Source organism: Sphingomonas sp. PAMC 26617 (genome assembly GCF_000242835.1).
Taxonomy (GTDB): domain Bacteria; phylum Pseudomonadota; class Alphaproteobacteria; order Sphingomonadales; family Sphingomonadaceae; genus Sphingomonas.
Genome location: NZ_JH594425.1, coordinates 3,453,680 through 3,473,738, shown reverse-complemented (window position 1 = coordinate 3,473,738; position 20,059 = coordinate 3,453,680). Strand labels below are relative to the sequence as shown.

The 20,059-nt window shown below is 66.1% G+C and carries 23 protein-coding genes; 15 read left to right on the top strand and 8 right to left on the bottom strand.

All coding sequences use genetic code 11. The features are described from left to right. Positions 1-101 precede the first annotated feature (101 nt). From RH91_RS15235 to RH91_RS15200, 8 genes are all read left to right on the top strand, one after another. Positions 102-281, top strand: a complete 180-nt coding sequence (locus tag RH91_RS15235) for an SH3 domain-containing protein (RefSeq protein WP_232283528.1) — start codon at positions 102-104, stop codon at positions 279-281. Further along, positions 278-1,207 carry an N-acetyl-gamma-glutamyl-phosphate reductase gene (gene argC, locus RH91_RS15230; protein ID WP_010216945.1) on the top strand — a complete coding sequence of 310 codons (930 nt, stop codon included), beginning with the start codon at positions 278-280 and terminating at the stop codon, positions 1,205-1,207. The genes RH91_RS15235 and argC overlap by 4 nt, the downstream gene beginning before the upstream one ends. 98 nt (positions 1,208-1,305) lie before the next feature. Further along, on the top strand, positions 1,306-2,772 hold the full coding sequence (gene zwf / locus RH91_RS15225; RefSeq protein WP_010163773.1) for a glucose-6-phosphate dehydrogenase: 1,467 nt from the start codon (positions 1,306-1,308) through the stop codon (positions 2,770-2,772). A 144-nt stretch (positions 2,773-2,916) separates the two neighbouring features. Then, positions 2,917-3,633, top strand: a complete 717-nt coding sequence (gene pgl / locus RH91_RS15220; protein WP_010163772.1) for a 6-phosphogluconolactonase — start codon at positions 2,917-2,919, stop codon at positions 3,631-3,633. Between the two features lie 28 nt (positions 3,634-3,661). Next, entirely contained in the window at positions 3,662-5,479 is a 1,818-nt protein-coding gene (gene edd / locus RH91_RS15215) for a phosphogluconate dehydratase (RefSeq protein WP_010163771.1), read from the top strand. Positions 5,480-5,592: 113 nt separating this feature from the next. Next, a complete protein-coding gene (glk, locus tag RH91_RS15210; RefSeq protein ID WP_010163770.1) occupies positions 5,593-6,561 on the top strand; it encodes a glucokinase in 969 nt (322 codons plus the stop codon). Further along, positions 6,558-7,172 carry a bifunctional 4-hydroxy-2-oxoglutarate aldolase/2-dehydro-3-deoxy-phosphogluconate aldolase gene (eda, locus tag RH91_RS15205; RefSeq protein ID WP_010163769.1) on the top strand — a complete coding sequence of 205 codons (615 nt, stop codon included), beginning with the start codon at positions 6,558-6,560 and terminating at the stop codon, positions 7,170-7,172. Before glk ends, eda begins: the two co-directional genes overlap by 4 nt. Positions 7,173-7,288: 116 nt before the next feature. Further along, a complete protein-coding gene (locus tag RH91_RS15200; RefSeq protein ID WP_029623927.1) occupies positions 7,289-7,510 on the top strand; it encodes a hypothetical protein in 222 nt (73 codons plus the stop codon). Positions 7,511-7,566: 56 nt separating this feature from the next. Here the strand turns inward: RH91_RS15200 and mltG are convergent, their stop codons facing one another. From mltG to fabD, 5 genes are all read right to left on the bottom strand, one after another. Further along, a complete protein-coding gene (gene mltG / locus RH91_RS15195) occupies positions 7,567-8,532 on the bottom strand; it encodes an endolytic transglycosylase MltG (RefSeq protein WP_029623926.1) in 966 nt (321 codons plus the stop codon). Positions 8,533-8,539: 7 nt separating this feature from the next. Next, positions 8,540-9,799, bottom strand: coding sequence for a beta-ketoacyl-ACP synthase II (gene fabF, locus RH91_RS15190; protein WP_010163767.1), 1,260 nt, complete (start codon positions 9,797-9,799; stop codon positions 8,540-8,542). A gap of 123 nt (positions 9,800-9,922) precedes the next feature. Continuing rightward, positions 9,923-10,159, bottom strand: coding sequence for an acyl carrier protein (locus RH91_RS15185; protein WP_010163766.1), 237 nt, complete (start codon positions 10,157-10,159; stop codon positions 9,923-9,925). Between the two features lie 126 nt (positions 10,160-10,285). Further along, on the bottom strand, positions 10,286-11,026 hold the full coding sequence (fabG, locus tag RH91_RS15180; RefSeq protein WP_010163765.1) for a 3-oxoacyl-[acyl-carrier-protein] reductase: 741 nt from the start codon (positions 11,024-11,026) through the stop codon (positions 10,286-10,288). Positions 11,027-11,038: 12 nt separating this feature from the next. Continuing rightward, the gene (fabD, locus tag RH91_RS15175; RefSeq protein WP_029623924.1) at positions 11,039-11,974 is read right to left on the bottom strand and encodes an ACP S-malonyltransferase; all 936 of its coding nucleotides are present in this window, start codon (positions 11,972-11,974) and stop codon (positions 11,039-11,041) included. A 185-nt stretch (positions 11,975-12,159) separates the two neighbouring features. Between fabD and RH91_RS15170 the strand changes: the two genes are divergently transcribed. Continuing rightward, entirely contained in the window at positions 12,160-12,525 is a 366-nt protein-coding gene (locus RH91_RS15170) for an RcnB family protein (protein WP_010163763.1), read from the top strand. Positions 12,526-12,587: 62 nt separating this feature from the next. Here RH91_RS15170 and RH91_RS15165 read toward each other — a convergent pair whose 3' ends face one another. After that, positions 12,588-13,298, bottom strand: a complete 711-nt coding sequence (locus tag RH91_RS15165; RefSeq protein ID WP_010163761.1) for a helix-turn-helix transcriptional regulator — start codon at positions 13,296-13,298, stop codon at positions 12,588-12,590. A gap of 536 nt (positions 13,299-13,834) precedes the next feature. On the opposite strand from RH91_RS15165, the gene rpsF reads away from it, so the two are divergent. From rpsF to rplI, 3 genes are read left to right on the top strand one after another with little or no spacing between them, the layout of a single operon-like run. Next, positions 13,835-14,260 (top strand): 30S ribosomal protein S6, encoded by a 426-nt coding sequence (rpsF, locus tag RH91_RS15160; RefSeq protein ID WP_029623922.1) that lies wholly within the window; start codon positions 13,835-13,837, stop codon positions 14,258-14,260. Positions 14,261-14,273: 13 nt separating this feature from the next. Then, a complete protein-coding gene (gene rpsR, locus RH91_RS15155; RefSeq protein ID WP_010163758.1) occupies positions 14,274-14,498 on the top strand; it encodes a 30S ribosomal protein S18 in 225 nt (74 codons plus the stop codon). Between the two features lie 12 nt (positions 14,499-14,510). After that, positions 14,511-15,116, top strand: a complete 606-nt coding sequence (rplI, locus tag RH91_RS15150) for a 50S ribosomal protein L9 (RefSeq protein ID WP_010163757.1) — start codon at positions 14,511-14,513, stop codon at positions 15,114-15,116. Positions 15,117-15,211: 95 nt separating this feature from the next. Here rplI and RH91_RS23490 read toward each other — a convergent pair whose 3' ends face one another. Beyond that, positions 15,212-15,340, bottom strand: coding sequence for a hypothetical protein (locus RH91_RS23490; protein WP_269724660.1), 129 nt, complete (start codon positions 15,338-15,340; stop codon positions 15,212-15,214). A gap of 70 nt (positions 15,341-15,410) precedes the next feature. Further along, positions 15,411-17,237, bottom strand: a complete 1,827-nt coding sequence (gene mutL / locus RH91_RS15145) for a DNA mismatch repair endonuclease MutL (RefSeq protein ID WP_029623921.1) — start codon at positions 17,235-17,237, stop codon at positions 15,411-15,413. Between the two features lie 158 nt (positions 17,238-17,395). Here mutL and RH91_RS15140 point away from each other — a divergent pair, with 158 nt between their 5' ends. The 3 genes from RH91_RS15140 (at position 17,396) to mreD (ending at position 20,058) form a co-directional block, all read left to right on the top strand. After that, on the top strand, positions 17,396-18,442 hold the full coding sequence (locus RH91_RS15140) for a rod shape-determining protein (protein ID WP_010163754.1): 1,047 nt from the start codon (positions 17,396-17,398) through the stop codon (positions 18,440-18,442). Between the two features lie 132 nt (positions 18,443-18,574). Beyond that, complete coding sequence (gene mreC, locus RH91_RS15135) at positions 18,575-19,552, top strand: rod shape-determining protein MreC (protein WP_010163752.1); 978 nt, start codon at positions 18,575-18,577, stop codon at positions 19,550-19,552. After that, a complete protein-coding gene (gene mreD, locus RH91_RS15130) occupies positions 19,549-20,058 on the top strand; it encodes a rod shape-determining protein MreD (RefSeq protein ID WP_010163750.1) in 510 nt (169 codons plus the stop codon). The genes mreC and mreD overlap by 4 nt, the downstream gene beginning before the upstream one ends. Position 20,059 lies beyond the last annotated feature (1 nt).

Below are 20,059 nucleotides of genomic sequence, written 5' to 3'. Positions count from 1 at the left end.
TTGATCCCTCGTGCAATGCAGTGCGTCGGGATCTGGCGGACATCCGGCTAGCGGACCGCGTTTTCGCGCCGCATTACGCAGCGGCTGTGCCACGCATTGTCGTGACCACGGCAGAATTGCGCGAAGCGCCCGAACCGGATTCGGCGGTCATTGCGACGCTGAGCGTGGGCAGCACGTTCGAAGTCCTCGAGTTCGTCGCAGGCCGCGCATGGGGCGTCGCACCAGCGATCGAACGGGTTGGCTATGTCGATACGCGCACGTTATCGTGGCCGACAGCATGAGCGTCAGTGTCTTCATCGATGGTGCCGTCGGGACGACCGGTCTCGAAATCCGCGACCGGCTTGCCGGTCGGGATGACGTCGTGTTGGTCACGCTCCCGGATGCGCTCCGCAAGGATGCCGCCGCGCGGCGCGAGGCGCTCAACGACAGCGACTTCGTGATCCTGTGCCTGCCGGACGACGCCGCCCGCGAGGCGGTCGCGTTGATCGACAACGATCGCACCCGGATCATCGACGCTTCCACCGCGCATCGGACGGCGGAGGGCTGGAGCTATGGCTTTCCCGAACTGGAGCGCTCCCAGGCGGCGGCCATCGCCGAATCGAAGCGGGTGACCAATCCCGGCTGTTACCCGACCGGATTCCTCGCGCTCGTCCGCCCGCTCGTGCGCGCGGGGCTCGTCCCGGTCGACTGGCCGCTGACAGTCAACGCGGTGTCGGGCTATTCGGGTGGCGGCAAGGCGATGATCGCGGAATATGAAGGCCCCAACCCGCCACCGGCGGCGCGCGCCTATGCGCTTGGCCTTGCGCACAAGCACGTGCCCGAAATGCAGAAGCATGCCCGGCTCGAACATCCGCCGATCTTCATGCCCTCGGTCGCCAACACCTACCGCGGGATGATCGTCGAGGTTCCGCTCCCGCTCGGCATGTTCAAGCGGCGCCCGTCGCTCCAGGCGTGCGAGGCAGCGCTCCGCGAAGCTTACGGCAGCGACAGCCTGATCCGGATCGCCGATGATGACGCAACGACCGTCCAGATCGAGGACGACGCCGGCACCGATCGGCTGACGCTGCGGGTCTGCGGCAATGCCGAAGCGGGGCAGGTCCGTCTGATCGCCACGCTCGACAATCTCGGCAAGGGTGCGGCGGGGGCTGCGGTGCAGAACCTGAACGTCATGGCCGGGTTCGATCCGCTCGCCGGGTTGATCCGCTGATACGATCAACGGCCGAATTGTTTTCCGCTTTTGCCTTGGCGGCGCATCGCTTGCTGCTTAGGTGACGCTTCCCCCCGTCCCCAGGAGGTTCTAGTCGCATGCCAATCCGCACGCCTGTCGGTAAACTCCTGTTGTTCGGTGCTACCGGCGATCTCGCGCAGCGCATGTTGCTGCCGTCGCTGTATGGCCTGCATGCCGATGGCCTGTTGCCCGAGGGGCTGACGATCACCGGCACCGCCCGCTCCGATCATGACGATGCGAGCTATCAGGCGTTCGCCAAGACCGCGCTCGAGAAGTTCGTCCCCAAGGACCGGATGGACGACAAGGCGATGGCGAGCTTCCTCGAGCGGGTCGGCTACCAGCCGCTCGATGCGACCGACCTCGATCATTACAAGCAGCTTGGCGAGAAGGTCGGGGACGTGTCCGGGGGGCTCGCGATCTTCCTGTCGACCGCGCCGTCGCTGTTCGAAGCGGTGATCCGCGGTCTGGAGTCCGCGGGCCTTGCGGGCGAAACCGTCCGGATCGGGCTGGAGAAGCCGCTCGGCTACGACCTCGCATCGAGCCGCGAGATCAACGATACGGTCGCGACCGCCTTCCCTGAGGAACGCACCTTCCGGATCGACCATTATCTCGGCAAGGAAACCGTCCAGAACATCCTCGCGCTGCGGTTCGGCAATTCGTTCTTCGAGCCGGTATGGAATGCGCGCGGGATCGACAATATCCAGATCACCATCTCGGAGACGGTCGGGCTGGAGGAACGCGCGGCTTATTATGACGGCGCGGGCGCGCTGCGCGACATGGTCGCCAACCACATGCTCCAGTTGCTCGCGCTCGTCGCGATGGAGCCCCCTGCCCGCTTCGACGGCAACGCGATCCGCGACGAAAAGGCCAAGGTCTTCCGCTCGCTCCGCACGATCAAGCCCGAGGAAGCGCCGCGCGACACCGTCACCGGGCAATACGCCGCGGGCGCAAGCGGCGGCGAGATCGTCAAGGGCTATGCCGACGAGCTTGGCAAGGCCTCGACCACCGAGACGTTTGTCGCGATCAAGGCGCATGTCGACAACTGGCGCTGGCAGGGCGTGCCCTTCTACCTGCGCACCGGCAAGCGCATGCCGACGCGGCGGAGCGAGATCGCGATCCAGTTCAAGCCGGTGCCGCACTCGATGTTCTCGAACCGCGGCGGCTTGCTCCAGCCCAACGTGCTGATCATCCGCTTGCAGCCGGAGGAATATATCCAGCTGCTGGTGATGGCGAAGGAGCCAGGGCTCGACCGCGATGGGATCCGCCTGCGCGAAGTGCCGCTCAACCTGAGCCTCGACTCGGAGTTCGCGGGCACGCGCCGTCGCATTGCGTATGAGCGGCTGCTGCTCGACCTGATCGAGGGCGACCAGACCCTGTTCGTCCGCCGCGACGAGGTCGAGGCGCAGTGGACGTGGATCGACGCGATCCGCGAGGGCTGGGTCGCGAACGACATGAAGCCCAAGAGCTATCCTTCGGGGAGCTGGGGACCGAGTGCTGCAGTCGCGCTGACCGAGCGCGATGGCGTGACCTGGCAGGACGATTGATTTCTCCCTCTCCCGCCTGCGGGAGGGGGTGGCCGAGTTGAGTGAGGACGGGAGAGGGCTGATACGCGGACCTGCGTTTCTGACTGCCCCTCTCCCCGACCCTCTCCCCGCAAGCGGGGAGAGGGGGAACAAGAGAGAAGAGACATGAGCGACGAACACGAAATCGAATGGTGGGATTATGAGAGCGCCGACGAGATGGCGGATGCCGTCGCGGGCGACATCGGCTTCATCATCGACGCGGCGATCGACGCGCGCGGCGCGGCCGTGATCGCGCTGGCGGGTGGCAAGACCCCGGTGCCGATCTACGAACGGCTCGCCAAGGCGAAGATCGACTGGAAGCGCGTGACGATCGTGCCGACCGACGAGCGCGTCGTGCCGCTGGGCGACGCGCTGTCGAACGTGACGATGATCGCGAAGACGTTCCTGCCCAAGGGCGCGCGCGTGATGCCGATCGTTCCCAACGCGACCGCGGATTACAAGGCCGCTGGCCGCTCGGCGGATGCCCTGATGCAGGACCTGCACTGGCCGCTCGACCTGTGCCTGCTCGGCGTGGGGGCTGATGGCCACACCGCGTCGATCTTCCCCGGCCCCGATTTCGACGAGGCGCTGTCCGGCCCGGTCGAGCGCCGCGCGCTCGGCGTGATGCCAGATCCGTTCCCGAAGGAAGCGCCGGTCGCGCGCGTCACGCTCAGCCGCGCCGCAATCGTCTCGGCGCGCGCGCTGATCATCGCGGTGACGGGTGATGCGAAGAAGAAGGTGATCGAGCAGGCGATCAAGCAGGGGCCGTCATCGTCCTACCCGATTGGACGTGTGCTTGCAGATGCGGAACTACCGGTAGATATTCACTGGGCCGCTGAGTGATCTCCAACCCCTCCCCGGGAAGATTGTCGTGACCCTTCATTCTGAAATCGCCGCCGTCACCGACCGCGTCATCACCCGCTCCAGGGCGACGCGGGATGCGTATCTCACGCTGATCGGGCGTGCGCGCGACACGCATATCGAACGGCCCGCGATGGGCTGCGCGAATGCGGCGCACGCCTATGCCGGAACCGAGGAGGATCGCCCCGCGCTGACCGGCGGCAAGGCGATGAACATCGGGATCGTCACGTCATATAACGATATGCTGTCGGCGCACGCGCCTTACTATCGCTACCCCGAGCAGATGAAGGTCTGGGCGCGCGAAGCGGGCGCGACCGCGCAGGTCGCGGGCGGTGTTCCGGCGATGTGCGATGGCGTGACGCAGGGCTATCCGGGTATGGAGCTGTCACTGTTCAGCCGCGACACGATCGCGCTGTCGACCGCGATCGCGCTCAGCCACGGGATGTTCGAAGGCGCGGCGCTGCTCGGCATCTGCGACAAGATCGTCCCCGGGCTGCTGATGGGCGCGTTGCGCTTCGGGCATCTGCCGATGGTGCTGATCCCCGCCGGGCCGATGCCTTCGGGGCTTCCCAACAAGGAAAAGGCGGCGGTTCGCGAGGCGTTTGCCGAAGGCAAGGTCGGGCGCGACGCGCTGCTCGAGGCCGAGATCGGGGCGTATCATTCGAAGGGCACCTGCACCTTCTACGGCACCGCCAATTCCAACCAGATGATGATGGAGATGATGGGGCTCCACATGCCGGGCGCCGCCTTCGTCAATCCGGGTACCAAGCTGCGGCAGGAGCTGACGCGCGGTGCAGTCCACCGGCTCGCGGCGAACGGCTGGCATGGCGAGTCCTATCGGCCGCTCGGGTTGTGCGTCGACGAGAAGGCGATCGTCAACGCGGCGATCGGGCTGCTCGCGACGGGTGGCTCGACCAACCATCTGCTTCACCTTCCGGCCATCGCGGCTTGCGCCGGGATCGTGATCGACTGGGAGGATTTCGACCGGCTGTCCAAGGCGATCCCGCTGATCGCGCGGGTCTATCCGAACGGCTCGGCCGACGTGAACGGGTTCGAGGCGGCGGGCGGCATGCCGTTCGTGATCCGCGAACTGATCGCTGCGGGGATGCTCCACGGCGACCTCATGACTGTGGCGGGCGACTCGCTCGAAGCGTATGGGCGCAAGCCGGTGCTCGAAAGCGACCACCTCACTTGGGTCGATCCCGGCCCGAGCGGGGACGAGACGATCCTGCGCACCCCCGCTGCGCCGTTCGCGCCCGAGGGCGGGTTCCGCATCCTGACCGGCAACCTCGGTCGCGCGTGCATCAAGGTTTCGGCGGTGGAGCGCGATCGCTGGACGATCGAGGCGCCGGCGCGGGTCTTTCATGACCAGGCTTCGGTGCAGGCGGCGTTCCAGGCGGGCGAACTCGACCGCGACGTCGTGGTCGTCGTGCGCTTCCAGGGGCCCCGTGCGAACGGTATGCCCGAACTCCACAAACTGACCCCGCCGCTCGGTGTGCTGCAGAACCGCGGGTTCCGCGTCGCACTCGTGACCGACGGGCGGATGTCGGGGGCGAGCGGCAAGGTGCCGTGTGCGATCCATATCTCACCCGAGGCGCTCGGCGATGGGCCGTTGTCGCGCGTGCGCGACGGCGATGTGATCCGCGTCGATGCGGAAACCGGCGAATTGTTCGCGCGGGTCGATCCGGCGGAATGGGCGGCGCGGACGCCGGTCACGATGCCGACCGAGATCGACGGGATGGGTCGCGAGTTGTTCGGCCTGTTCCGCGCCAACGCGAACGAGGCGGAGCGCGGTGCTTCGCCCTTGTTGACGGGCATGGGCTGGTAACGATCCGCCGTACTCCTGCGCAGGCAGGAGCCCAGGGTTACGAACGTAGCGCTTGTTACTCCAGGCTCCTGCCTGCGCAGGGGCACCCGGGGGGCAAGCCAGAGGGGAATGGAATGCAGGTCGTTGCAGTTGATATCGGCGGTACGCACGCCCGCTTCGCGCTGGCGGAGGTAGAGGGCGGCCGTGTCGTCTCGCTCGGCGAACCGGTGACCTTGAAGACCGCCGAATATGGCGGGTTCCAGACTGCTTGGGAGGCGTTTGGCGCGCAGATCGGGCAGCCGCTTCCGCGCGCGGCGGCGATCGCGGTCGCCTCGCCGATCAGCGGCGACGTGATCAAGCTGACCAACAACCCTTGGGTGATCCGCCCGCCGCTGATCAAGGAGCGGCTCAAGGTCGACAATTTCGTCCTGATCAACGATTTCGGCGCGGTCGGGCAAGCAGTGGCGCAGGTTCCCGAAACCGAGTTCCTCCATATCGGCGGGCCGGACGTCCCCTTCCCCGCGACGGGCGTGATCACCGTCTGCGGTCCGGGCACCGGCCTTGGCGTCGCACAGGTGTTGCGGACGCATGACCGCTATCATGTGCTCGAGACCGAAGGCGGGCATCTCGATTTCGCGCCGCTCGACGCGCTCGAGGATGCAATGGTGAAGCGGTTGCGCAAGGCATACACCCGCGTATCCGCCGAGCGGGTCGTGTCGGGTCCGGGGATCGTCGCGATCTACGAGACGCTTGCCGATATCGAGCATCGTTCGATCACGCGGCTCGACGACAAGGCGATCTGGACCGCTGCGCTGGAGGAAGGCGACAGCCTCGCCGTCACCGCGCTCGACCGGTTCTGCATGAGCCTCGGCGCGGTCGCGGGGGATCTGGCGCTGGCGCATGGCTCGAACGGCGTCGTGATCGCGGGCGGGCTCGGGCTTCGGTTGAAGGACCATTTCGGCAAGTCGGGCTTTGCCGAACGGTTCGCCGCCAAGGGGCGGTTCCAGAACCGCATGTCGACGATCCCCGTCAAACTCATCACCTATCCGCAGCCCGGCTTGTTCGGCGCAGCGGCCGCCTACGCGCAGGAGTATACCCAATGACCGTCACGATCGCCGATATCATGCAGACCAGCGCGGTCATCCCGGTGCTGGTGATCGACGACGCGGCGACCGCGCGTCCGCTCGCCGAGGCGCTGGTCGCGGGTGGCCTGCGCGTGCTCGAGGTCACGATGCGGACCCCCGCCGCGCTCGACGCGATTCGCGAGATGAAGCAGGTGCCGGGCGCGATCGTCGGTGCGGGCACGGTCGTCAACGCCGACCAGTTCGCTCAGGTGATGGACGCGGGCGCGGAGTTCATCGTCTCGCCCGGACTGACCGAACGGCTGGCGCGGCCGATCATCGACAGCGGCGTCCCGTTCCTGCCGGGGATCGCGAACGCCGCGGACATCATGACCGGGCTCGATCTCGGCCTGACGCATTTCAAGTTCTTCCCGGCTGAGGCGAATGGAGGCTTGAAGGCGCTCAAGGCGCTGGCGGCACCGTTCTATCAGTGCAGCTTCTGCCCGACCGGCGGCATCACCGAGCAAAGCGCGCCCGAGTGGCTGTCGTTCGCGCCGGTGTTGTGCGTGGGGGGAAGCTGGGTGACGCCCAAGGGTGCATCGATGGCCGAGGTCGAGGCGCTCGCGCGCGCGGCGAACGGCTTGCGGGGGTGACACCCGGTCTTTGTGTCGAAACCTTGCTGCGCTGCAGCAATGAAAACTCACGCTTTAGTTAAACGGGGTATTCGACCGGTGCTTACGTTTGGATCTCCACCCCGAGGAGACAGCCGATGCACCGATCGAACGACGTAGACCGTACGCCCCCCACCGAAACCTTCCGCGGTTCCATGCTGTTTCTGACGTTCGGACTGGTGATGCTGGCGTTCCTCGTCGCGATCGATCGGCCCGAATGGTTCAAGCTCCGCCCGGTTTCGGGCACCGCGATCGCGATGGCGAAGGCGGCCGAACTGGCGGACAAGCCAACAGCACCGTCCCCGGTTTCGCAACGCTAGTCTTTTCCGAGCGATACACCTGACCTGTCACCCCGGCACGCCGCCGGGGTGGCGGATCAGATGCCGTGTGCGAGCCGGTAGGCACGCCACTTGACGACATTGGCGTTATGCTCGGGCAGCGTATCGGCGAAGACATGTCCGCCCGATCCGTCCGCGACGAAATACAACGCCTTGGATTGCGCGGGATCGAGCACTGCGTCGATGCTCGCGCGGCCCGGGTTGCAGATCGGCCCCGCAGGAAGCCCGACCATCGCATAGGTGTTGTACGCATTCACCGCGCGCACCTCGGACAGCAGGATCTTGCGGCCGAGCGGCTTGCCCTTGGTGATCGGGTAGATGATCGTCGGGTCCGCCTGGAGCATCATCCGCTGCCGCAGCCGGTTGGCATAGACCGCCGCAACCAGGCGGCGTTCGCTCGGCTTGCCGGTTTCCTTCTCGACGATAGAGGCGAGGATCAATGCCTCGCGCGGCGTCGTCACGACCAGCCCGGGTTTGCGCTTGGCCCATGCCTGCGCAAGATAGCGCGTCATCGGCGCCTGCATCCGCGCGACCATCTGCGCGCGTGTCTCGCCGCGCTGGTACGCGTAACTGTCGGGCAGGATGCTGCCCTCGGCCGGTGCCTCCACCGTCCCGGACAGTTCGGTGGTGCGATCGAGCACCTGTTTCACCATCACCGAAGGGTAGCCCTCGGGGATCACGACGAAGCGCTGGACGGTCTTCGTCCCTTGCAGCACCTTCAGGATATCGCCCTGGCTGAGTCGTGGCGGGATGCGATATTCGCCCGCCTTGACCGGCGCGTTCGATCCGAAGACCCGCGCGAGCAGGCGGAATCGCTCGGCCGAGGCGATCGCCCCGGCCTTTTCGAGCTGGAGCGAGACGGTCGCGAGGCTCGCCCCGGGTGCGACCTGCACCGAGATCGAACGATCGAGCGGGCCACGCCCGCCCCACATGTTCGCGACGCCCAGCACCACCGCTACCGCCAGCAGCAATGCGCCGAGCCCAAGGCAGCCAAGACGCCGCACCCGCGGCTCAGACCGGGATCATGACGAGCGATGCATTCGTCCCGCCGAAGCCGAACGAATTGTTGAGCACCGCCTTCACCGACCGCTGCTTGGCGACATGCGGAACGAGATCGACCCCCGCGCAGCCTTCGCTCGGATTGTCGAGATTGAGCGTCGGGGGCACGATCTGGTCGCGCAGCGCGAGGATGCAGAAGATGCTCTCCACCGCGCCCGCGCCGCCGAGCAGATGCCCGATCGCTGATTTGGTCGAGCTCATCGACAGCGTGTCGATGTTGCTGCCGAACAGCCGCCGGACCGCGCCCAGCTCCAGCTCGTCGCCGAGCGGGGTCGAGGTGCCGTGCGCGTTGATATAGTCGATGTCGGACAACTGCAGGCCAGACCGCTTCATCGCCATTTCCATCGACCGGAACGCGCCCGAACCTTCGGGATGCGGCGCGGTGACATGATAGGCATCGCCCGACATGCCGTAGCCGATCACCTCGGCATAGATCTTTGCGCCGCGCGCCTTGGCGTGCTCATATTCCTCGAGGCAGACGACGCCTGCACCCTCGCCCATCACGAAACCGTCGCGGGCGATGTCGTAGGGGCGACTGGCCTTTTCGGGTTCGTCGTTGAACGCGGTCGACAGCGCGCGCGCCTGCGCGAAGCCAGCGATCCCGAGCGGGCAGATTGCGCCCTCGGCCCCGCCCGCGAGCATCACGTCGGCATCGTCCATCGCGATCATCCGCGCGGCATCGCCGATCGAATGCGCACCGGTCGAGCAGGCGGTGACGACCGCATGATTCGGGCCCATCAGGCCGTATTTGATCTGCACCTGCCCGGTGATCAGGTTGATCAGCCGACCGTGGACGAAGTGCGGCGAGACGCGGCTCGGCCCCTTGTTCTCGCACACGAGCGATTCGCTCGCGATGCCCGGCAATCCGCCGATCCCCGACCCGATCGAGCAGCCCGCGCGATAGCGTTCGGCCTCCGACATGTTGGTAAGACCGGCATCCTCGAGCGCCTGACCGGCGGCATCGATGCCATAGATGATGAAGGGATCGACCTGGCGCTGGACCTTATGGTCGACGCGCAGGTTGGGATCGAAGCCATAGGCATGGTCGGCGGGCTTCACCTCGCACGCGATGCGGCATTTCTGGTCCGACGCATCGAACCGCGTGATCGGCCCTGCGCCCGATTTCGAGGCGAGCAGGTTCGCCCACACCGTTTCGACCTCGGCGCCAAGCGGCGTCACGAGACCCAATCCGGTTACCACAACACGGCGCATGGCCATCTCCCGTTGTATTGCTTGTCGTCCAAATGGAAAACGGCCCCCCGCCCCCGGTATATTGCCCTGGGACGGGGAGCCGCTTCTGTCGTCAGCGTTGCTGCCGCGCCCGTGGCGTGGCGCTCAGCCCTTGTGCTCGTCGATGAAGGTAATCGCGTCCTTGACGGTCGTGATCTTCTCGGCGGCATCATCCGGAATTTCGACTTCGAATTCTTCTTCGAAGGCCATCACCAGCTCGACGATGTCGAGGCTGTCCGCGCCCAGATCATCGATGAAGCTCGCATCTTCGGTCACCTTGTCGGCTTCAACGCCGAGATGCTCGACGACGATCTTCTTAACGCGGTCTGCGGTCTCGCTCATATTCCGTCCCTCTGTAGCTGGGGGTTCTTGATTCCTGAACGCACGTAGAACGGGGTTAAGGCCCTTGCAAGGGGAACCGGTACCCGAACGCGTGCGGCAACGCCGCGAACCGTGCGGCGTCTGCGCTTAGATCATGGCCATGCCACCGTTGACGTGGAGCGTCTGCCCCGTGACATAGCCCGCCTCGCGGCTGGCCAGATAGACGACTGCTGCGCCGATATCCATGCCCTCGCCCATTTTTCCCATCGGGATCCGCGCATTGAGCGCATCCTTCTGTGCATCGGGCAGCCCGTCGGTCATCGGCGAGGCGATGAAGCCCGGCGCGACGCAGTTGACGGTGATCCCGCGGCTGGCGAGTTCCTGCGCCAGCGCCTTGGACATGGCGGTCAGCGCGCCCTTGGACGCGGCATAGTTCGCCTGCCCCGGGTTGCCGGTGGTGCCGACGACCGAAGTGATCGACACGATCCGCCCGAACCGTGCCTTCATCATCGGGCGGGCCGCGGCGCGTGCGAGCCGGAAGGCCGCCTCGAGGTTGACGCGGATCACCGCGTCCCATTCCTCGTCCTTCATCCGCATCACCAGATTGTCGCGCGTGATGCCGCCATTGTTGACGAGGATGTCGAGCTTGCCGCCCAATGCCTCGACCGCCTGCGGCACGAGCGCGTCGACCGCCGCACCGTCGGACAGGTCGCACGGCAGCGCGACGTGATCACCGTCCAGGCTGTCGCGAAACGCCTCCAGTTTGGCGACGTTCGAGCCCGATACCGCGATCCGCGCGCCTTGCGCGGCGAGCGCGCGCGCGATGGCCGAGCCGATGCCGCCCGATGCGCCCGTGACGAGCGCGGTCATTCCAGTCAGATCAAACATCATTCTTCTCCGTCACAGCGCTTTGGAAAGCGCTTCGATATCGTCCATCGTCACCACGCTGGTCGCGTCCACGTCGGGGGCGATGCGCTTGATCATCGGGGTGAGCACCTTGCCGCCGAATTCGACGAAGCGCTCGACCCCGGTGTCCGCCATCGCGAGCACCGATTCGCGCCAGCGGACCATGCCGGTCACCTGTTCGACCAGCAGCCGGCGGATCGTGTCGGCGTCGGCAACCGCCGCAGCGGTGACGTTGGCGAACACGGGCACGAGCGGCGCATCGACCCGCGCATCCGCGAGCGCACGCTCCATCGCATCGGCGGCGGGCTGCATCAGCGGGCAGTGGAACGGCGCGGAGACCGGGAGCAGCACCGCGCGCTTGGCGCCCATTTCCTTGGCGAGCGCGATCGCACGCTCGATCGCACCGCGATGCCCGGAGATGACGACCTGCGACGGATCATTGTCGTTCGCGACGGTGCAGACTTCGCCTTCGGCCGCTGCTTCGGCAATCGCGCGCGCCTTGTCGACGTCCGCGCCGAGCAGCGCCGCCATCGCGCCGACCCCGACCGGGACCGCCGCCTGCATCGCCTGCCCGCGCAGCTTGAGCAGCCGCGCCGTGGTCGACAGGTCGATCGCGCCCGCGGCGCACAAGGCGCTATATTCACCGAGCGAATGGCCCGCGACGTAATCGGCCTTGTCGGCAAGGCGGATCCCGCCCTCCTGTTCGAGCACGCGCAACGTGGCGATCGCATTCGCCATGATCGCGGGTTGCGCGTTCTCGGTCAGCTGAAGCTGGTCCTCGGGGCCTTCGGTCATCAGCCGGAAGAGATTCTGGCCAAGCGCATCGTCGACCTCCTGGAAGACCGCGCGCGCGACCGCACTCGATTCCGCCAGCGCGCGGCCCATGCCGACCACCTGACTACCCTGTCCCGGAAAAACAAACGCCCGCATCGCATCACTCCTTTGTCCGCGCGGTTAGGCCCGCGAGCGAAGCGGCGTCAACCTGAACGGGCCCGGACCGGCCGGGACATCTTGCGACCAATTGGCGTTCTTGTCGGTACGGATGTGCGACATGCGCATCCCAAATTAAGTCTCGACGCCGGGAGCAAGGCGCCGTCCAAACCAAGGAGTTTGTCATGAAGAAGCTAATCCTAGCGCTGCTCGCTACAGCCGCTGCTGCCAGCCCGATCGCCGCGACCAGTGCCGAGGCACAGCAGCGTGAAACCCGCACGGTGGTCCGCGAGCGGCCCAACGGCACGGTCGTGACTCGCCGCACGACGACGACCAACGCGCCGCAAAATCGCCGCTGGGCGCGCGGGCAGAAGTTCGACCGTCGCTACGCGCAGAACTACCGCGAGATCAGCGACTGGCGTGCGTATCGCGGTCGCCGACTCTACGCCCCGCCGCGCGGCTCGCGCTGGGTTCGCTCGGGCAATGACGCGGTGCTGATCCGCACCAATGGCGGCGTCATCGGCGCAGTGCTGAGTGGTGCGTTCAACTGATCGAACGAGGGCTGTGCCCGACGGTTCGTCGGGCACAGCCCTCGCCTCCCGGGGGGGTAACGTTAGTGCCGGACCCGCATCGCGGACCGGCGAATGACGCCGTGGTCCAGATTTTGCCCGGTGCCGAAACCGGGTGCCTCCCCGCCGGTCGCCCACGGATCGTGCAGTGCCGCCGTTGCGAGCAGCGTCGCGACCAGTTCGACCTGGCGGCTCGTGCCGGTCTTCGAGAAAATCGACGATAGCTGCTTTCGAACCGTCGCGACGACGGAGCCGCGCAATCGCGCATGAGTCGTCAGCGACCGCCCCATCACGAGACTTTGGGCGAGGGCGGTTTCGCTCGCGGTCAGCAGATAGACACGGGACGGAACGAGCATTTCCGATTCGGCCCAGGCGAGCAGGTCGCGCACCACCAGCTTCGTCCGGCTCGCCGCTTGGTACGTCCCGCTTGCCGTATCATGCGCGATCAGCAGGGCATGACGGACGCCGGTGGTATCGGTCACCGAGACCATCACCACATCGCCGGCGCGTTCGGTCAGTGCGGTGCTGAACTGCGTGGACAAGTCCCGCGACGCCCCGAGCAGCGGCTGCCCGAGCGCGCCGTGCAACAGGTTCTGGCGTGCAAGCATGTGCTGGCCGACAGCATTCGACCCGAGCAGAAGGCCATCGGCATCGAGGTCGAAGGTCGCCAGATACCGGTCCGACGTCGGAGTATGGATGTTGCACGCCTCGAAAAGCTGCAAATGGTCCGTTCGAAAGCCGACGCGCGCGGTCATCGCACCGGGGTCCCTTCAGCCAGCCCGAACGAAAATGACGGCTCCAGCGCCCCTGGCACCGGTCCCTCTGAACGATGTACAGCCATTGCTGCCCCCCTTTCCTGGTCGACCCGGTTCTGTAGGAAGTTGGCGCTCCAGAAGCAGCCCGCGACAAACCCTACCGAGAACAGGGCAGCGCTTACAATTACTGAAAGTAATAGGATCATTGAGGATCACCTCCCGACGATCATACTTACCTTTTTCGGTATTGAAGGAGAATACTGCAAACACCGTATAGTTAATACTTAGGATTGGGTATGAGCCAATCCACATCGCTTTATCGTCCTGTTGTCCTTGCGTTTTCGATGCCAGACATGATTAATCCGAAGCGGGTAAGACGCGGAACAAAGCGCTTGTGTGCGTCGGAAGGTTCGGGCAAAGGACACGCCCGTGCTGCGTCCAGAAATGGTCGTCGTATGTGATTCCCGAGACGACAGCCGGAGGGGCGTCCGCATGGTGCGGCGTCAGCGATCGGCCAAAAGAGAGAGACGAGACACATGGCTCTATACGAGCACGTGTTCCTTGCGCGCCAGGATCTGGCACAAGCGCAGGTGGACGCCCTGGCGGAAACCGCCACCAAGATCGTGAACGATAACGAAGGCCGGGTCGTCAAGACCGAGAGCTGGGGTCTGCGTAGCCTGGCGTACAAGATCGCCAAGAACCGCAAGGCGCATTACGTGATGCTCGAAATCGACGCCCCTGCCGGTGTCGTCGCCGAGCTCGAGCGCCAGACGCAGATCAACGAAGACATCATCCGCTACATGACCGTCAAGGTCGACGCGCTCGAAGAGGGCCCGACCGTGATGATGCGCAAGTCCGAGCGCGACCGTGAGCGTCGTGGCGACCGTGAAGGTGGCCGTGAAGGCCGCGGTGATCGTCCTGACCGCGGCGACCGCCCGCGTCGTGACTTCGACGGCGAATAAGGAGCTATAGACCATGGCACGCCCATTTTTCCGCCGCCGCAAGAGCTGCCCGTTCTCCGCAAAAGACGCTCCCCGGATCGATTACAAAGACGTCCGGTTGCTCCAGGGCTTCGTGTCCGAGCGTGGCAAGATCGTCCCGTCGCGTATCACTTCGGTGAGCGCAAAGAAGCAGCGCGAGCTCGCCCAGGCGATCAAGCGTTCGCGTCATCTGGGCCTTCTGCCCTACATCGTTAAGTAAGGAGCAGCTGAGATGGATGTCATCCTGCTGGAACGCGTCGACAAGCTCGGCAACATCGGCGACGTCGTCAAGGTGAAGGACGGGTTCGCCCGCAACTTCCTCCTGCCGAACAAGAAGGCGCTTCGCTCCAACGAAGCCAACCGCAAGGTCTTCGAAAAGAACCGCGAGAACATCGTTGCCGAAAACGCAGCGCGTCGTTCGGAAGCGGAAGTCGAGGCCAAGGACATCGACGGCACGACCGTGACGTTGATCCGTCAGGCGTCGAACACCGGCCAGCTGTACGGCTCGGTCGCGGTGCGCGATCTGATCGAGATCCTCGAGGCCGAAGGCCACAAGGTGTCGAAGTCGGCGATCGTGCTCAACAAGCCGATCAAGGCCATTGGCCTCTATGAGGTCAAGGTTTCGCTGCACCCGGAAGTGTCGGTGACGATCAAGGTCAACATTGCACGCTCGCCGGAAGAGGCGAAAATGCAGGCCGAGGGCGTCAACGTCATGGAAGCCATGTTCGAAAAGGACGAGGCTGGCTTCGTTGAGGATTACGATCCCAACGCAGAGCCCGGCGCGACCGCCGAGGTTGCTTCGAACCAGGACGACGCCGAGGCACCTGCCGCAGCGTAAGTCATTCGGTTACGATACGAAAAGGGCCGTCCGGAGTGATCCGGGCGGCCCTTTTTCTTTGCGCTGAACTTTCGCCCGGCTCGAGGGGGTGGGGTTCAGCCGGTGACGGCGCACGCACCGACGAGGGCGGCGAGCGGGATGAGCGCGAAGACGATGGGAAGAACTTTGGTCATCAGGCGGTCCGATACGGCGATGGGGGCTGTTGCGGGTAAAATGCGCCGCATCGCATTTGTTTCCGCAGCATGAACGAAAGCCTGCTTTGCCCTTCCAAACGAAAGCTTGCCCAGCGCCTCGCTACTTCCGCCCGAACAGCCGTTCGATGTCGCCGTGCGCCAGCTTCACCCAGGTTGGGCGCCCGTGATTGCACTGTCCCGAATGCGGCGTGACTTCCATTTCGCGCAGCAAGGCGTTCATTTCGGCGACCGACAGGATCCGCCCTGCCCGCACCGACCCGTGGCACGCCATCGTCGCAGCGACGTGATCGAGTCGCTCGCGTAGCGACAGCGCCTCGTCGAAGGCGGCGAGTTCGTCGGCGAGGTCGGTGACGAGGCCGGTGACGTCGCTTTGCCCGAGCATCGCGGGGACACCGCGCACCAGCATCGCGCGCGGGCCGAAGCGGTCGAGGTCGAGGCCGAATTCGCTGAGTTCGGTTGCCCGCGCATCGAGCCGGTCGCAGGCGGATTCGTCGAGTTCGATCACTTCGGGGAGGAGCAGCGCCTGGCTGGCGACCCCGCCGGACGCCATCGCCTTGCGCATCCGCTCGAGCACGAGGCGTTCGTGCGCGGCGTGCTGGTCGACGAGGATCAGGCCGTCCTGTGCTTCCGCGACGATATAGGTCTTGGCGACCTGGCCGCGCGCGACGCCGAGGGGGTAGGCGACGGTTTCGGGCGGTGGGGCGTAGGCGGGTTCGGCGCGGGCTTGTGGGGGTGGGGTGAAGAAGGTGCGGCGGTCGGATACCGCGTAATACCGTTGGTCGATGGCAAGCCCCTCCCCTTCAGGGGAGGGGTTGGGGGTGGGGGATGTCTCACCGAGAGCCAGTTCTGCTGGACTGCCCCACCCCAACCCCTCCCCTGAAGGGGAGGGGCTATTTTCGGTCGTCCAGGCCGCAAGCGCCGTTTCCGTAGGCCGCTGGCTGCGATGCCCCGCTTCATCGAGCGCCCGGCGCAACCCGCTGACGATCAGCCCGCGCACCAGCGCCGGGTCGCGAAACCTTACTTCGGTCTTCGCAGGATGGACGTTGACGTCGACCGCATCGGGCGGGACATCGAGGAACAGCGCCACCACCGCATGCCGGTCGCGCGGCATCATCTCGGCATAGGCCCCGCGAATCGCGCCGATCAGCAGGCGGTCCTTCACCGGCCGCCCGTTGACGAACAGATATTGGTGATCCGCGATCCCGCGATTGAAGGTCGGCAAGCCCGCGATGCCCCCCAGCCCGATCCCCTCGCGGACGAAGTCGATCCCGACGCCGTTCTCGACCAGTCCGCGGTCGGTCAGCCCGGCGACCCGGTCGGGCAAGGTCTCGCCCGCGCTGACCGAGAGCGACCGCCGCCCGTCATGCTCGACCGAGAAGCCGATGTCGGGCCGCGCCATCGCCAGACGCCGGACCACATCCATGCACGCGGCAAACTCCGCGCGCGGCGAGCGCAGGAACTTGCGGCGCGCGGGCACGCGCGCAAACAGCGCCTCGACCCGTACGCGAGTCCCCGGCGGGATCGCGGCGGGGCCTTCCGACTCCAGCACACCATTGTCGATCACGCGCGACCAGCCTTCCGCGCCGGGCTCCCGGCTCTCCAGCGTCATCCGCGCGACGCTTGCGATCGACGGCAACGCCTCGCCGCGGAAACCGAGCGTGCTGACCGCCTCTATGGCTTCGTCCGGCAGCTTCGACGTCGCATGCCGCTCCAGCGCGAGCGCCATGTCGGACGGTTGCATCCCGCACCCGTCATCGGTCACCTCGACCAGATCGGTCCCGCCCCCCGCCAGCCGTACCGCGATCCGCGTCGCGCCCGCGTCGATGGCGTTCTCGACCAGCTCCTTCAACGCGCTGGCTGGCCGTTCCACCACTTCACCGGCAGCGATACGATTGACGAGATGTTCGGGGAGGCGGCGTATTGACATGCCTTAAGCTCTAGCCCAAGCGACGCCATCCCGCGAGCCGTATCCGTGACTTAACCAGAGCGTGGGCGTCGCTCTGAAAGCCACGGGTTTAAGCATGTCGCGGGGGCGAAATGCGACCTGCCGGAAGCCTCCGCACCCGGCGTGAAACGGAACGATCCATGGGCTTTTTCTCGAATCTCTTTCGCTTCTCCTCGCACGACATGGCGATCGATTTGGGGACCGCCAATACGGTCGTCTATCTGCGCGGCCGCGGCATCGTGCTCAACGAACCCTCGGTCGTCGCGGTCGAGACGCTGAACGGCGTCAAGCGCGTCAAGGCAGTGGGTGACGACGCCAAGCTGATGATGGGCAAGACCCCCGACAGCATCCAGGCGATCCGCCCGCTTCGCGACGGCGTCATCGCCGACATCGATGTCGCCGAGCAGATGATCGCGCACTTCATTCGCAAGGTTCACGGCGGGCAGCGGCGCTTCATGCGCTGGCCGCAGATCGTGATCTGCGTGCCCTCGGGCTCGACCTCGGTCGAGCGCCGCGCGATCCGCGATGCCGCGTCGAACGCGGGCGCCTCGCAGGTCTGGCTGATCGAGGAGCCGATGGCCGCCGCGATCGGCGCGGACATGCCTGTCACCGAGCCGATCGGCAGCATGGTCGTCGACATCGGCGGCGGCACGACCGAAGTCGCGGTGCTGTCGCTGCGCGGTCTCGCCTACACCACCTCGGTGCGCGTCGGCGGTGACAAGATGGATGAGGCGATCGTCTCCTACGTCCGCCGCAACCACAACCTGCTGATCGGCGATGCGACGGCGGAGCGGATCAAGCAGGAAGTCGGCGTCGCCAAGCCGCCGCTCGACGGGATCGGCCTGACGATCCACGTCAAGGGCCGCGATCTCGTCAACGGCGTGCCCAAGGAAATCCAGATCAACCAGGGCCAGATCGCCGAGGCGCTCAGCGAACCGGTCGGGCAGATCGTCGAAGGGGTCCGCATCGCGCTCGAGAATACGGCGCCCGAACTGGCCGCGGATATCGTCGACCAGGGCATCGTCCTGACCGGTGGCGGCGCGTTGCTCAAGGGCATCGATGAGGTGCTGCGCGACGAGACCGGCCTGCCGGTGACGATCGCGGACGACCCCCTCACCTGCGTCGCGCTCGGCACCGGGCGTGCGCTTGAGGATCCGATCTACCGGGGTGTGCTCCACAGCGCGTGAGCGGTGCGGGCACGACATACGGATCAACACGGCTGTCGAGCGAGATGGGTACGCGAATCCCTACTCAGCGCGGACGGCCCTCGCTACAGACGGTAGCATCAGGCGGCCCTTGGGCCTTTGGATGGGGGTAACATGGCGCCGCCTCGCAATCGGCGCCCGGGTTTTTCGCGGCGGGCGCAATATGGTTTGTTTCTCGGCTATGTGATCGCGGTTGCCGGGTCACTCGTGGCTGCGGTGTTGCTTGCGTTGTCGGCGATCGATCCGCCCGCATTCGCGGTTCTGCGCGCGACGGTCGCGGAAGTGACGACGCCGATGTCATCGGGTCTGTCCGCGGTCGGCCAGTGGTTCGGGTCTATTCCGGGCGGGATCGGCAGCTATGTCGGAGTGCATGACGAGAACAAGCGCCTCCACAAGCAGCTTGCGGACCAGCACGCCCTCTACATGCGCGCGCGTTCGCTGGTGTATGACAACCGCCGGCTCACCGCCTTGCTGCGGCTGCGCGAGCGGATCGCCGAACCCGTCGTCACCGCGCGGCTGGTCAGCTCCTCCGCCACGAGCACGCGTCGGTTTGCGGTGCTCAATGCCGGGTCTTGGCAGGGTGTCGCCTCGGGCCAGCCGGTGACCGGACCGGACGGACTCGTCGGGCGCGTGCTCGAAACCGGGCCGAACAGCGCGCGCGTGCTGCTGCTGACCGATGGCGAAAGCGTCGTGCCGGTGCGGCGCACCCGGGATGGCCTGCCCGCGCTTGCCGCCGGGCGGGGCGACGGACTGGTCGATATCCGGTCGGTCGCGATGTCCAACGCGGGCTTCACCCCCGGCGACGTGTTCGTGACGTCGGGGATCGGCGGGATCTATCCGCCCGACGTTCCGGTCGCGCGTGTCTTCCGGCACGGACGCGACTCCGCGCCGGCGCGCAGCTATTCGCAGCCAGACACGCTCGACTATGCGATGGTGCAGCGCGCGTTCATGCCGCCGCTGCCGCCTACGCCGGTGCCGGTCCCGGTAGCGAAGCCCACCCCTGCCCCCAAGCCTTCGAAATCGGCGAAGCCGCGTTCCGCGCCCGGTCCTGCTCCTGCGCCTGCGCCTGCCGCGAGCGCTGTTGCGCGATGAGCCAGATTCGCGGCCCTTTCGACGAGCCACCCGATACGAGCCTGACGCGGTTCGTCCCTGCTCTGTCGATCGTCATCGCATCGACGCTGACGGTATGGCCGATCATCGCGAGCTTGCCCGTGATGCCGCCGTTCGGGTTGCTGATGCTGCTCGGCTGGCGTCTGTCGCGGCCGCTCAGCCTGCCGGTCTGGGCGGCGCTGCCGCTTGGGCTGTATGACGATCTCGTCAGCGGACAGCCGCTCGGCAGCGCGATGCTGTTCTGGACGTTGTGCTTTTTCATGATCGACCTGATCGACCAGCGCATCGTGTTTCGCGACTTCTGGCAGGACTGGCTGATCGCGGGAAGTTCGATCGCCTTCTGCCTGATCCTCGGTCGTTTCGTCGCTTCACCGCTTGGCGCGCACGTCGACACGCTTTTGCTGCTGCAGATTGCCGTTGCGACCTTGCTGTTTCCCCTCGCGACGCGCATCTGCACGATGCTGGCGCGCGAGGAGGAATCGGCGTGAA